The following is a 13,333-nucleotide window of genomic DNA, read 5'->3' on the forward strand; positions in this document are numbered from 1 at the left end:
CCGTAAGAGACGGCCTAACTCCAGCCGTAGCGCCCGCGCAGCCGCTCCGCCACGGCGTCGAAGCGGTCCCGGTCCAGGGCGCAGGCCTCCCGCCGCATGCCCCGCTCGTGCACGCGCAGCACACGGTCCAGGTCCACCCAGGACTCCCGGCCCTCGCGGTCCCAGGGCCCCACCCCGATCGCCACCCACTCGCGGTCCCGGTCGTGGCGCTTGCTGGACAGCTGCACGGCCAGCAGGGTCCCGGCCCGCTCCCGCGCCACGATCAGCACCGGCCGGTCCTTGCCCCGTCCGTCGGCCTCCTCGAACGGCACGAAGGTCCAGACGATCTCCCCGGGGTCGGGATCGCCGTCCTGGTCGGGCTCGTACGCGGTACGGACCGGGCCGACGGCGGCGGGATCGGCCTCGGTGGTGGCGGTCGCGCCGCTGCGGCCGGGGGAGTCGAAGGCGCCCGGGGCGCCGGAGAAGAGCGTCACAGCGCCCACGATAGTGCCCGGACCGGCTCCGCGGCCCTGTCCTCCGTTCCCGTCCTCCGCCGGCCTCACGCCCACCCCTCCAGCGCCGCGAGGAAGCCGTCGTGGTCGTCCCGGTGGATGGTGTGGCCGGTGTCCGCGACCGTCCGCACCGCGAAACCGCGCCGCCGCAGCAGCTCCGCCCGCTCCGGCGGCACCAGCGCACTGGGGTCGGCGAGCGTCACCAGCGAGGGCACCACCGGCCGCGCGGGCATCCGATCCCGTCCGACGACACCCCCGAGACCGTGCGCGGTCGCCTCGTCCCACACGGCCAGGGTCTGTGTCTCGATGTCGACGTCGGCCTCCTCCCAGCGCGGATTCATGGCCCGTATCTCCTCGCGCGTCAACCCCTTCGCGACGGTGAGCAGTTCCGGACGGAACCCTTCCGGCCCGCTGGGGAGCCGCCACGCCGGATCCGAGTACACCGCCCGCGCGGGGGCCAGCTCCGCCACGGCCAGCGACAGCGCCAGAGCGCCCAGCGAATGCCCGATCGCCAGGTCCGCCCCCGCCGGCAGCGTCTCCACCAGATCCGCCGCGTGGTCGTCCACGGTGTAGGAATCCGCACGGCCGCTGGCGCCGTGGCCGCGCAGATCCACCGCGAGGACCCGGTAGCCGCGCCGGGCGAGCGCGGGCGCCACCCGGCGCCAGGTGCGATGGTCGGCCATGATGCCGTGGATCAGGAGCGCGAGCCGATCACCCTCGCCCCAGCCGGTCGTACGCAGTCGCATGGCGCTCTGGCCTTTCGGTGTCGTGGACGGGCCCGATCATCATGCGGGACCGGGGCGCCGCGGCACAGAGTGCCCGATTCCGGCCAACCCCCCGGCGGGACGGGGCCGTGTTCTGGAAAGATGCCCAGGGCGATGAGCCAGACACCCAAGCAGTTTGCCGAACGCTCCGTTCCCACCAGCGCCGATGTCGCCCGCTTAGCCGGGGTTTCCCGGGCCACCGTCTCGTACGTCCTGAACAACACGGCGTCGGTGCGCATCAGCGAGCCCACGCGCCGCCGGGTCCGGGAAGCCGCCGAGGAACTGGGGTACGTGCCCCACGCCGCGGCCCGCAGCCTGCGCGCCGGACACACCCGGATGGTCCTGCTGCCCGCGACCTCCGTCCCCCACGGCCCGCAGTTCCACCGCTTCTTCCACGAACTCCAGTGGGCCCTGCGCCGGCTGGACTACACCGTGGTGCAGTACGGCAGTGTCGGGCTCGACGGCGACGACGCCGCCCGCGCCTGGGCCGAACTGAGGCCCGTCGCCGTCGTCTCCCTCGGCGAGGTCGGACTCACCCCCCACGGCGTCGACATCCTCAAGCGCTCCGGCGCGAAGGCCGTGATCTCGCTCGCCCCCCGGCGGGTGGAGGGCGCCCACTGCCTGGTGATGGACCAGCGCGAGGTCGGCGGCTGCGCCGTCACCCATCTGGTGCAACGCGGGCGGCGGGCCATCGGCGTCGTCATGCCCAGGGAACCGGGCCTGGAGCACTTCGCCCAGCCGCGCTACGAGGGCGCGGTCCGCGCGGCGGCCGACACGGGCGCCCGGGTGGAGCCGCTGCCGCTGGCGTACGACGAGGAGTCCGCCGCCGCTCTCGCCGCCCGCTGGCACGGGCTGGGGCTGGACGCCGTGTACGCGTTCAACGACGACTACGCCATGCTGCTGATGCGGGCGCTCCAGGACGAGCGGATCGACATCCCCGGGCAGACCGCGGTGATCGGCGCCGACGACCTGCTCCTGGGAAGACTGTTGCGGCCCCGGCTCTCCACGGTCCACATCGACATGGTGACCGGGCGGCTTCTGGCGGAGCTGGTGGACCAGGCGGTGCGCACGCCGGACGACCGGCCGCGGGACCACGAGCTGATGGGGGCGAGGGCTGTGCACCGCGAGTCCACCTGAGGGCGCCTGTGCCCCGCGCCCTGCCCGTCCTGTGCCAGGCCCGCGCCTGCCTTGTGCCCTGTCCTGTGCCAGGCCCGCGCCTGCCCTGTGCCCCGTCCTGTGCCCGGTCCCGGGATGCGGATGGCCCCCGGGGTGCCTAGCGTCACGGGGAGGGAAGGAATCCACCGGCCGCCCCGGCGCCCCGCGCACCGGTGCCGCCCGGCGGAAGGACGTAACCGTGAGTAACGACCCCCGGCGCCTGGAGATCCTCCTGGTGCCCGAACACGTCGAGGGCCACCCCGACCACGACGGCGCCTCCCTGATCGCCGCCGCGATCCGCTCGGCCGTCGTCACCCCCACCGGCGAGACGGGGGCATCCGGCTACCCCCGGTACACCGGCGAAGGCATGGAGGCCGACATCGACCCGGCGACCCGTACCGTCGAGGCACTGCTCGTGGACGGCGCCGAGATCGACTACGGCCTGTCGGCGCGGGTCGTGGACCCGACCCGCTGACCTCCGCGCGCGGGACTCAGGCCTTCTGAGCCCCCTCCGCTGCCTCCGCCGCCTGCGCCTCCTCGACCGACTTGCGCACCTCGTCCATGTCGAGCCCGCGCGCCTGGCCGATCACGTCCTCCAGCGCGGCCTCGGGCAGCGCGCCGGGCTGCGCGAACACCGCGACGTTCTCCCGCACGATCATCAGCGTCGGAATGGAACGGATGTCGAACGCGGCCGCCAGCTCCTGCTGGGCCTCCGTGTCCACCTTGGCGAAGACGAGGTCGGGGTGGCGCTCGGAGGAGGCTTCGAAGACGGGCGCGAACTGGCGACAGGGCCCGCACCACGACGCCCAGAAATCGATCAGGATGAAATCGTTCTCCGAGACGACCTGATCGAAGTTCTCCTTGGTCAGCTCTATGGTGGCCATGCCCGATACCTCTCCTGTGACGGTGGTGTACTCATTCGCCCGGCACAACCACGGCCGGGACGACGCTATTCCTCCTGCCCATGTGGCCGGGAGCCACACCGGGTACCAGACTGTCCCTATGACGGATGCTGTGGAGTACGACGTGGTGGTCCTGGGCGCGGGCCCCACCGGGGAGAACGTGGCCGACCGGGCCCGCGCCGCCGGCCTGAGCACGGCGGTGGTGGAGAGCGAACTGGTCGGCGGGGAGTGCTCGTACTGGGCCTGCATGCCCAGCAAGGCCCTCCTGCGCCCGGCGCTCGCCCGCGCGGACGCGCGCCGCACCCCCGGCCTGCGCGGGGCGGCCGCGGGCCCGCTGGACGCGGACGAGGTCCTGGCCCACCGGGACGCGTTCACCTCCCACTGGAAGGACGACGGCCAGGTGACCTGGCTGGACTCCACCGGCGCCCGGCTCTACCGCGGCCGGGGCCGGCTCGACGGCCGCCGACGGGTCGTCGTGGACGGCCCCGACGGCGAGCGCCAGGTCCTGACCGCCAGGCACGCGGTGGCCGTCTGCACCGGCAGCCGCGCGGTCCTGCCCGACCTGCCGGGAGTGGCCGGCGCCAAGCCCTGGGCCAGCCGGGAGGCCACCAGCGCCCACGCCGTGCCGGGGCGGCTCGCCGTCGTCGGCGGGGGAGTGGTCGGCGTCGAGATGGCCACCGCCTGGCAGGCCCTCGGCTCTGAGGTCACCCTCCTGGTCCGGGGCGATCGCCTGCTGCCCCGGATGGAGCCCTTCGTCGGCGAACACATCACCGACGCCCTCACCGAGGCGGGCGCGGACATCCGGCTGAACACCTCCGTCACCGCGGTGGAACGCCCCGGCGGCACCGGCCCCGTCACCCTCGTCCTGGCGGGCGGCGACCGGATCGAGGCCGACGAGGTCCTCTTCGCCACGGGCCGCGCCCCGCGCACCGACGGCATCGGCCTGGAGAGCGTGGGCCTGGAACCGGGCTCCTGGCTCGCCGTCGACGACAGCTGCCGCGTCCAGGGCCACGACTGGCTCTACGGCGTCGGCGACGTCAACCACCGCGCCCTCCTCACCCACCAGGGCAAATACCAGGCCCGCATCGCCGCCGCCGCGATCGCCGCCCGCGCCCAGGGCGTCCCCCTCCTTGAAACGGACCGCTGGGGCGCCCACACGGCCACCGCCGACCACGCGGCCGTCCCCCAGGTCGTCTTCACCGACCCGGAAGCGGCGGCGGTGGGCCTCTCCCTCACCGAGGCCGAAGCCGCGGGCCACCGCGTCCGCGCCGTGGACTACGACCTCGCCTCGGTGGCAGGAGCCTCGCTCTACGTCGACGGCTACCGGGGCCGCGCCCGGATGATCGTGGACCTCGACCGCGACATCCTCCTCGGCGTGACCTTCGTCGGCCCCGGCGTCGGCGAACTCCTCCACTCGGCCACGGTGGCCGTGGTGGGCGAGGTCCCCATCGAACGCCTCTGGCACGCGGTCCCGGCGTATCCGACGATCAGCGAGGTGTGGCTGCGGCTGTTGGAGGCGTACAGGCAGGGGTAGCCGCCGCTAAAGCCATACTGCGATGGGTAGGGCGGTGCTGCGAGGGAGGTCACCGTCGTCGCCCTGAGCTGCTACAAGCTGCTCGCCTGCCTTCAGGACACGGTCTTAAGGTTCGGCCACTGAGACGCTTGTAGAGCGCGGGGCGGCGGCCAAAATATGGGCTTGATTCCTGGTGTCACTGCCTGTGTGCCGGACGTGCTGCTGATGGTGGTCGGGGTACCGGCCGGATAGACGCGATAGCAGGAGTTGGTGTGTTTGTCTTCGGTTGGGAGGTGGCGAGATCGTTCAGAACTGCGTTGACCACGGGCCAGCACATGTCCAAGGTGTATCGGTCTGGAGTGTGGGCCTCGCGGATCTCTGCTCGCGGGTGCACGAAGTTGCGGTACTTGCGAAGCTCGTGACAGAAGCGCTCGACATCGGCATCGATCCACCGCGCTTTGTGGCAAATTTTGATCAATGAATCCAGGGTTACTTTGTCCGCTGATGTACTGCCGAGTAGTGAGGCATCGCGTTCGCAGACCACATGGACCATCACGCCTTCAAGTAGGCTGCCAAGCATGATGATGGCGGCCACGTGAGCACCATTGGCATAGCAGGTGCGTGCCTCGTCCAAGCGGTGTTGGAGGAGGGCCGCCATCTTCCGGTCACTGATGAGATCGGTCATGGCTGCGCTGAGTTCGGAAGGTCCCTGGCTACTTGGGTGGGCAAGAGAGGGGTCGCAGGCCACCAGACGCGGCCGGCCGCCCTGGCTTTCTAGGCGTGCCCCCTCGTAGACGAGAAAGGCATTGACAGCGGTGACGACGGCAGGCAGTTGTTCCAGCTCGTCAAGGTACTCGCGAGGGTCGGCCAGCCGAAGCAGGACCCGTTCCAGCTCGGTGGGCTCTTCCCGGCGCTCGGTGAGCCGGGCGAGTGTCCAGTCCATCCTGTACTCGCCGTTGTATTCTGGTACCCGCTGCCAGCCAGCGTGTTCCAGGAAACGAGCGATCTCGTAGCCCTTGCGGTAGTAGAGATGATCGTCACCGCAGATGACGCGTGCGAGCTCCTCCAGAGTGTTGGTGTCCAGGATGCCGAGTGGGGACTGCGCGGTCATGCGGAGCCTTCCGTGCCGTCTTCGGTTACGTTACTTTCGGTTTCGTCGAGGGTTTCGGCCAGATCATCCGCACTCGGCTCATCGACTGATTCCGTGGTGTCATCGGCCAGGCCCTCGTCGGAGGAGAGGTCGAACGGCGTCCAGTGCTTGTTGGGGGATGACGCGGACGACCGGGCGAGAACGCTGTTTTCCTCGAACGTGGCTGGACGAATGCCAAGCCGTTCGAGCTCGTCCCACAGGCCAGAGAGTGCTTCTGCGGGGTCGAATCGGAACTCGCTCTCGCGAATGCGCCAGATCGTCCAGCCGACGCGCTGGAGTTCACGATCACGGCGTTGGTCGTTCCGGATCTGTTCGGGCGTCGAGTGGTATCGGTCACCGTCGCACTCCACGGCCAGGCGCCCACGTGTCCCTACGATCACGAGGTCGAGACGCTTGTGCCCGGCCTGAAGCTGCGGGACGACGTGATATCCCCGGGCCTTCAGGCGCAGGTAGACGTGCTGCTCGAAGAGTGATTCGAAAGGCTTCTGTTGCACATCGTCCGATACCTCTCCGATGTCCTCGTAGCTGGCCAGCGCGGACGGCGGGTCCTCCATGTAAGACAGGAGATTAAGGCGCAAGTCCTCCCGCTTCAGCCGATCCGGCGGTACCGAGTAGAAGAGCCACATCTGATCCTGCGCCCGTGATGCGGCGACGTTGTAGGCTTGCCGTTCGCTGCGGGCGCCTCCCGTGATGCGCGGCGGATCGGTGACGACCATTGACAGCAGGATGACGTGCCGTTCGTCTCCCTGGAACGAGGCGGGGCTGCCCACACGGATCTGATGGCGCTCGCGCATCGGCGCGGGGATCCGCTCCTGGATGAGTTTCTCCAGGAGCTTGACCTGACCGATCGACCCTTGAAGAGTGATGACGCCCATGGTCCGGTCCCGGTAGTTGTCGTCTGCCACAAGCCTGGCCAAGCAGTCGACGATGGCCTCAGCTTCCTTCGGGTTGCGGATCCTGCCGTCGCGCCCCTGGGTAACAGCCCCTTCAACGAAGTGGGTCACGAGGGGGTCGAGGCGCTCACCGCCGTACTGGCGCAGGGGCTGCAGCCTGTTGTTGTAGAAGGTCTGCGAGGACCAGCCGATGATCTCCGGCATGCAACGGAAGTGCTCCTCCAAACGGACCACCTTCGGGAAGAAAGTGGACAGTAACTGGTAGAGGTTTGTGGAGGGCCCGTAAAGCGTGCGGAGCATGGGAGGCATGTCAGGCAAATGGGAGACGAGCCGGTCATGGATGGCCTGGTGCCGACCCATACCGCTGAGCGAGGGCGCGCACTGTTTATCGTCCCCCACAACAATGACGCGGGGCGCCAGCCACAGCAGGAACAGGGCGTCCATGCCTGCCTGACTCGCTTCATCGATGATGACGACATCGAACGCGTCCCGTCGTGCCTGTACCGTCTCGGCGACTTGAGAGATGGGCATGACCCACGCAGGCACCGCTTCCTGCGCTGTCTTCATGGCGTCGTGCGCCGCGGCACGGTAGCGGCCTGCACTGCGTCCCTTGCCCTTGCCGTACGAGGACATGTGGTTGCGGTACGCCTGGAGCGCCGACCTCTGCTCTTGCGTCATACGACGGAGACAGTGCCAACGCCCCCAGGTGGCAGCAAGCTCACCGGTGATGTCCTCCAGATGGCGTTCACACTGCGCCAGTTCTCCTTCAATCTCGCGTTCGCGGCCCGGAGTGCGCTGGCGTCGGGTGAACGCAGCGGCCAGCGCCCAGGCCCACGCCTCCGCCAGAGAGTCCAGGCGGGCCTCCCATGCCGGATCTCCCGGATCGTGCGAAAGCTGGTCGGCGAGCAGCGGGTGGGCTCGGCGAAGGCTTTCGAGTAGCACGGCGCACCGACGCTGGCGGTGCTCACGGCGATGAGCTTCGCGCAGGGCCTCAAGCTCCTTGGCATATCGATCGAGATCCCGATCCCGGATGGCTTGGGCGGCGGCCACGGCCTCGGTGGTGGGGTGGGTACCGTCCACCCGTGCGCGCAGTTGCTCCTCCCAGCCAATCAACTGGGCCCTGGCCTCGTCCGCCGCCCGTCGGCCCGAGACCGTAGAGAGGGCACAGACGAAGTCCTGCCACGTTGACCGAGAAGTGAGGGCGATATGCATTCCGTGATGGACGAGTAGCTCGTCGATGCGCTCGCGGCTGATGCCGAACGCGTCGACATGCTTCAGGCGCTCGTACGCCTCTGTCAGCGACGCCAGCCGAACTTCCAACGGTCCTTCGGGTACGGGAACCCGTACCTGTTTCCACCGCTCCGCCAGCAGGGCAACGGCTGAGCGAGCTTGGAGGTGAGCAAGCGCGGCGTCGAGGTCTCCCAGAGTTTCGGGTGAGCTACCGTTCACGGTGCACGTGTCCAGAAGGTTCTGCGCGGCCTGCTGCGCCCGCGAGGCACGGAAGCTGCCACGGGCTCGAAGCTTGCCCCCCGAAGCGAGGTGCTCACGCAGCGCGGAACCTGCCGTGAGCATCGCATCCGCTTGCTCCGAGGAGAGCTGCCCAGGCATGGTGACGCGCGTCATCCCCTGCTGGTTCAGTCGTTCGGAGATGGTGACGAGTTGGTCGGCGAGTCCGGACACGCGACGCCACAGCGCGTGGTTCTCACGAGAGAGTCGGTCGGTGAGGGCCTTGGTTGACCACGTGCTTTCATCCCACTTCGTCGCGTGTGGAGACAGCCCCAGGTGGTGCAGGGCCGTTCGGCAGGAATCCATGAGAGAGGTCAGCTCATCGGTGACAGAGCTGTCGAGTCTGGCAAGGTCGCCACTGATGTCGATCGCTCGGGAGGACAGGCCCTGGTCGGTGACGAGACTGGCTGCGCATGCCTGAGCCAACGCTTCGCGGGAGGGGAGGCTGTCGGGTTCCGGCAGCATGCCACCCGCGCGTGGTTCGGCCGCACCATCGCGCAGCAGGCTCAGCAGCTCCATCGATTGCGCGGGGGATACCGGAGGTACCGAGGAACTCGTGCCATCCGCCGGAACAGCGCCGATCCAGGAATGATGTCCGGCGTTTCCGCGCACGCGCTGCACGATCTCGGCCAGGGTGCCAGCGTAGCCCGGTGCGATCTCCGGGTGTCGATAGATCTCGGCCTCCCGCAGCGCGATCACTTGCCCGGTGAGGGAGCTGATCCTTCCCTGTACTTCCTCCCGGCGAGCGGAAAGTAGACGGATCTCGTCCTGCAGTTGGTCAGGGTCACTCGCAGCGACCTGATCGGTGAGAGCGTTGACCGTGCGTTCCAGCTCGTCTGCCCCGTCCTGGCGTGCCGAGCTCAGAAGCAGGACACAAAGGTCTCGGACAGTGGGAGGAAGCTTGTCCCGCAGGACTGTCAGGGCTTGGTCGCGGGCGCTTGTCACCAAGACCCTCTGCCCTTGGGCCAGTAGTGCGGAGACCAGATTGGCGATGGTGTGGGTCTTGCCGGTGCCCGGTGGGCCTTGCACCACCACGCCTGTGTCGTGTTCCAGTCGCTGCAGAACGCTACGTTGACGTTCGTTGGTCTTTCCTGGGAAGAGCGGGTCGTCCCCGAAGAGGGGCGGAATCCCACTACTGTCCCAGTCCACGCGCTCTTCGGAGTTCAGCGGCAGCACTAGCTGGGCGAGACCCAGAGGTGCGTGTGCCTCGGAGGACACGCTGTCCGCGATCCGGTCGTAGAAGCCCAGCAGAGCGTTACGGTCCCGCGGGCGCAGTACCAGTGCGGGAGCGTACGTGAGGCGTGCGCCTGTCTCTGACTCGCGGAGCGGCTGCCACTCTGCGCTGAAGGACACGGGACGTTGCAACACCCGCTCCTGCCACTGGGCCAACTGCTCCAATGCCTCCGCACCCAGCAGGTGCAGTGACCGGGCTGTGATTTCCTCGGTGAGCGCGGCCGAGCGTTCGGGCGCCCAGCCGTCATCAGTGTCGAGGAATGACTGATCTTCCAGCCGCATGGCGCCCTCGGCCATGAGCCGCACGGTGAGCCTGGCAGTCTTACGGTCTACCAGGGTCTCCACGCGATGGGTGAGCAGGTGACGGTGGACGGCGTCGCCGTGTGAATCATGCCAAGTTAAGAGTCCTACACCGAGCACGAGTTCTAGTTGGTCATCTTGCTGGGCCAGCCTTTGATGCCAGCCGTAGACCTGGTCGTACAGCTCACGAAGGGGGCGATCCGTGCGCTCCCTCTCCGCCCACCTCCGCCAGCGCGTCAGCCAGGGGCCGTAGGCTCGGAGGACCTCGTCGGCATCTTCTCGGCGGACGGTCTGCTCCGTCGCCTGTTCCCACGACTGTTTGCCATCGGCGGCTCGTACAAGCTCCTGCCCTGGGCCCTCAGCCTCAAGCGGTGGGTCACCGCCATCCTCGTCCTGGCAGCGCTCCGTGGATACCCAACCATCCAGCAGATTCGGGAGCGAAGGTGGCGATGTCTGCGGCACGTGGTCCAGAGTGAACAGCAGTCCGTCAGGGCGGTCGGATGGGCGTCGCACGGAGGGAGGCATGGCGCCCAGCCACAACCGTTCCCTTGCGCGACGGTCATCACGAAGCCGTTGATTGCTACTCTGAACGACCTCCTTGAGGAAGCCGATCAGACTGACAGTCTGACCGATGACGTCGAGGTCCTTCGCGTGACGGCGCGGTGTGTTCACTTGTTCCTCCCGGCTGGTGGCGAACGTTCCAGAATCGGGATGAGGGACAGTTGGAGCAACCTGTATCTGGGGAATGGCGCGATACGAACTTCATGCGGCCGGATCGACTTGGTCTTGACGGGCATGCCGATGGGTTCGCTCGGCCCAGTTACCTATGTTGTGCTGCCCCCGGCACGGGGTCGTCGGCGATCTCTGACCTCTTCGTTTCCTCTTCCTGCACCCAGGGGGCGAAGTTGGCTGTGCGGGCGTCAGGCCTGTGGCAGTACCCGCATGGCGAGCACGGAGCCGTCCTGGTGAACGGACACGGGGCCGTCCCACTCCGAATCCCAGGCGAGGAGCGGCCAGCTTCTCCGCTGCGCGTGGATCTCTGCGCGGTACGTCTCGACACGGCCTTCCGCGAGGTGGTGGAAGAGGTGGTCTGCGACCCCGGAGAACGCCTCTACCCGCGTCCTGTTGAGGCGGAACACATGGTCGGTGCCGACGAAGTCGATGTCGAGGAGCCTTTGGTGCGCGTCCTGGACGCTGTCGGTGGCGGCGTGGGCGGGGTCGGTGAAGCGGCGCCTGCCCTGCCTTTGGGTGAGATACTGGGCCGTGGCGGCGCCGTCGCCAGCGAAGGCCGTCAGTCCGGCCGCAGCGCTTCGGGCGAGGACCTGCCGGAACCAGGCATAGTGCTTCGGCTGTATGTGGAAGCCTGGCGCCGGCTCTTGTCCCCGCTCGCTCTCGGTCGGCGGTTGGATGCCCGGGAAGATGTTCGCGTCCTCGATACGGTGGTCGAGGCCGGTGCCAGGGGCGTCGAGCGGGCCGGTCAGTCGGCCCCCAGTTCCGTCGGCCTGCAAGGCGTGCACGGTGAGTGCGCCTTCGATGGCGAATTCCGTGCTGAACACCAAGGCCGGTGTCTCGTCCCACGCGCCGATGTGGACCGCCTCGACGTGTGCGGAAGCGGAGGCGAGCTGGGCATGCGAGACGGCGGCGTTGCTGTGGTTGCCCTTGCACGCTATCGGAACGACTCTCGGCGACTCTCCGGGCTTCCATACCTCGGCGAAGAACTGCGGCCGATAGCGGTATCCGGATCGATGGCCCGAGTCCCGGCTGGTCAGGGCCCACCCGGCTCGCAGCGCGGTGTCCGCGGGGACGATCGAGACCGAATGGTTCGGGTAGCGGCGGCGCAAGAGGTTCCGAGCGAGGGCGAGGGCGAAGCCGGTACCGAGTTCCCCGGACTGGATTGCCTTGTAGTAGTCGGCGGTTTCCCGTCCCTCCGCAGAGAGGGCCATGAAGGAGTTGACGCCGCCGGTCAGAGCCTGGCTGTACTTGAGGGAACCCCAGTGCTCCGCCAGTCCACGGCCGGCGCCCCGCCGGGAGAGGACTATGGCCCGACCGAGAGTGTGCAGCGCGTCCCAGGGCGTCAGCCGGACGACCCGGTCCAGCTCCGTCACAGGTATGGGCAGCAGCCCGGGCTTGCGCCGGAGCTGGTCGAGTTCCTTCTTCTCGCGCGTCTGGTCATCCTCCGCGGCGGCTGCGACGACGCTGCCGACCAGTCCCGAACTGGAATGGACCGAGATGTTCGACGGCTGGACGAGATCCCTGAGTACGTCAGCGGCTGGCTTCAACCTGCTCCCCCTGCTGCTTCCACGGGTCAGACCGACATCGCAAGCTACGTTGTGTACGAGGGGCGCACACAGGGCGTATGCGGGCACAGAGTGATGCAGCCCCGCGGTCACGTGGGAAGGCGCGGGGAACACGCCATGGCCGACCGGCGCTCTTGCCGAGGCTCGCCGTCGTGCCCGGACTGCTGCTTGGGGACGAGGAGGGAGCGGGTTGGCAGCACCATGACTACGGCGACGGTTGCCTGTTCATGTTCCCTCGGCAGCGGGCTTACTCCAGGGGCGACGACGACTCGTCGACGCTTCCCATGAGGGTGGCTATGGTGTGTCCTTTACGGCGGCTGCTGGAGGCGTACAGGCAGGGGTAGTCGCTCTCAGTCTTCCGCCGCCGAGGCGATGCGGTGATCCCTTGGCGGCCCGGGGAACGAAGGATTGTGCGGGGGCGGCTCTCGCTGTGGCACTCTGCGGACATGCAAAGGTGCCGTGCCGTCCGGAGCGTTCATCCGCTGCGGCGTGCTGGGGTTCTTGACGAGGGGTGAGGGCCGCTGCACGCACTGGTCAGTGCCTTCTCCGTATGGCGGAAGGCTGGGCATGGCGGCCCGCGCCCTGAGTTCCGTGAGATGGGGTAACCGTGTCCTCGACCGTCTTCCGTAGCGGCATCGGACGGCTGCGCTTCGAACGGGGACCCGATGAACTGAGGGTCTGGAGCGTGGAACAGGTGCCGGAGAGCGCGCTGTACGGTGGCCTTGTCGAGGTCAACCTTCTGCTCGAAGGCACCGATGATATCGACGCGGCCGATCTTGTCCTGGTCGGAGAGGTACTCGGCAGACTCGATCACTACCTGGAGACGGGGCTCCGCTTTGTGCGGGAGGCGTTGGAGGCAGACCCGGAATTCTTTGGTCTCACCGAAGCGGAATCGGAGTCCTACCGCAGCGTGCCGGACGCGGATTTTCCCCTGGATTCTCCACAACTCAACTTCTACGCCGACGAGTGGCACCTGCGTTTCGCCGAGGGGCGTTTACCCGTCTGCGACCCCTACGGTCTCGTGATCGCATTCAGCGGACAACGGCCTCTGAGGGTGGAAGACGTGAGTGACGCCGCTGCCGTCGACACCGACGGCTCGGGGCGACACGCTTCCTGAACCACCGGCTCA

At 68.2% G+C, this 13,333-nt stretch carries 10 protein-coding genes; 4 read left to right on the forward strand and 6 right to left on the reverse strand.

Annotated elements, in window-relative coordinates; all coding sequences use genetic code 11:
- Window positions 1–14 precede the first annotated feature (14 nt).
- Window positions 15–473, reverse strand: a complete 459-nt coding sequence (locus SYYSPA8_RS00960; protein WP_323444932.1) for a type II toxin-antitoxin system PemK/MazF family toxin — start codon at window positions 471–473, stop codon at window positions 15–17.
- 65 nt (window positions 474–538) lie between these two features.
- Window positions 539–1,237: an alpha/beta fold hydrolase gene (locus SYYSPA8_RS00965; protein WP_323444933.1), complete on the reverse strand. Its 699-nt coding sequence runs from the start codon at window positions 1,235–1,237 to the stop codon at window positions 539–541.
- 132 nt (window positions 1,238–1,369) lie between these two features.
- Between SYYSPA8_RS00965 and SYYSPA8_RS00970 the strand changes: the two genes are divergently transcribed.
- Together SYYSPA8_RS00970 and SYYSPA8_RS00975 are read left to right on the forward strand one after the other, a co-directional pair.
- Entirely contained in the window at window positions 1,370–2,392 is a 1,023-nt protein-coding gene (locus tag SYYSPA8_RS00970; RefSeq protein WP_323444934.1) for a LacI family DNA-binding transcriptional regulator, read from the forward strand.
- Between the two features lie 217 nt (window positions 2,393–2,609).
- Window positions 2,610–2,885, forward strand: a complete 276-nt coding sequence (locus SYYSPA8_RS00975; protein WP_323444935.1) for a hypothetical protein — start codon at window positions 2,610–2,612, stop codon at window positions 2,883–2,885.
- A 16-nt stretch (window positions 2,886–2,901) separates the two neighbouring features.
- Here the strand turns inward: SYYSPA8_RS00975 and trxA are convergent, their stop codons facing one another.
- Window positions 2,902–3,294 carry a thioredoxin gene (gene trxA, locus SYYSPA8_RS00980; protein WP_323444936.1) on the reverse strand — a complete coding sequence of 131 codons (393 nt, stop codon included), beginning with the start codon at window positions 3,292–3,294 and terminating at the stop codon, window positions 2,902–2,904.
- Between the two features lie 118 nt (window positions 3,295–3,412).
- On the opposite strand from trxA, the gene SYYSPA8_RS00985 reads away from it, so the two are divergent.
- Window positions 3,413–4,846, forward strand: coding sequence for a dihydrolipoyl dehydrogenase family protein (locus SYYSPA8_RS00985; RefSeq protein WP_323444937.1), 1,434 nt, complete (start codon window positions 3,413–3,415; stop codon window positions 4,844–4,846).
- 175 nt (window positions 4,847–5,021) lie between these two features.
- On the opposite strand, the gene SYYSPA8_RS00990 is transcribed toward SYYSPA8_RS00985, so the two are convergent.
- The 3 genes from SYYSPA8_RS00990 to SYYSPA8_RS01000 form a co-directional block, all read right to left on the reverse strand.
- The gene (locus tag SYYSPA8_RS00990; protein WP_323444938.1) at window positions 5,022–5,936 is read right to left on the reverse strand and encodes a hypothetical protein; all 915 of its coding nucleotides are present in this window, start codon (window positions 5,934–5,936) and stop codon (window positions 5,022–5,024) included.
- A complete protein-coding gene (locus SYYSPA8_RS00995; RefSeq protein WP_323444939.1) occupies window positions 5,933–10,579 on the reverse strand; it encodes an AAA domain-containing protein in 4,647 nt (1,548 codons plus the stop codon). Before SYYSPA8_RS00995 ends, SYYSPA8_RS00990 begins: the two co-directional genes overlap by 4 nt.
- Before the next feature lie 248 nt (window positions 10,580–10,827).
- Window positions 10,828–12,186, reverse strand: coding sequence for a hypothetical protein (locus SYYSPA8_RS01000; protein WP_323444940.1), 1,359 nt, complete (start codon window positions 12,184–12,186; stop codon window positions 10,828–10,830).
- Between the two features lie 625 nt (window positions 12,187–12,811).
- On the opposite strand from SYYSPA8_RS01000, the gene SYYSPA8_RS01005 reads away from it, so the two are divergent.
- Window positions 12,812–13,321 (forward strand): hypothetical protein, encoded by a 510-nt coding sequence (locus SYYSPA8_RS01005; protein ID WP_323444941.1) that lies wholly within the window; start codon window positions 12,812–12,814, stop codon window positions 13,319–13,321.
- The last annotated feature ends 12 nt before the right edge of the window (window positions 13,322–13,333 follow it).

The sequence above is a fragment of the Streptomyces yaizuensis genome (assembly GCF_034961445.1).
In the GTDB taxonomy this organism is placed as follows: Bacteria; Actinomycetota; Actinomycetes; order Streptomycetales; family Streptomycetaceae; genus Streptomyces; species Streptomyces yaizuensis.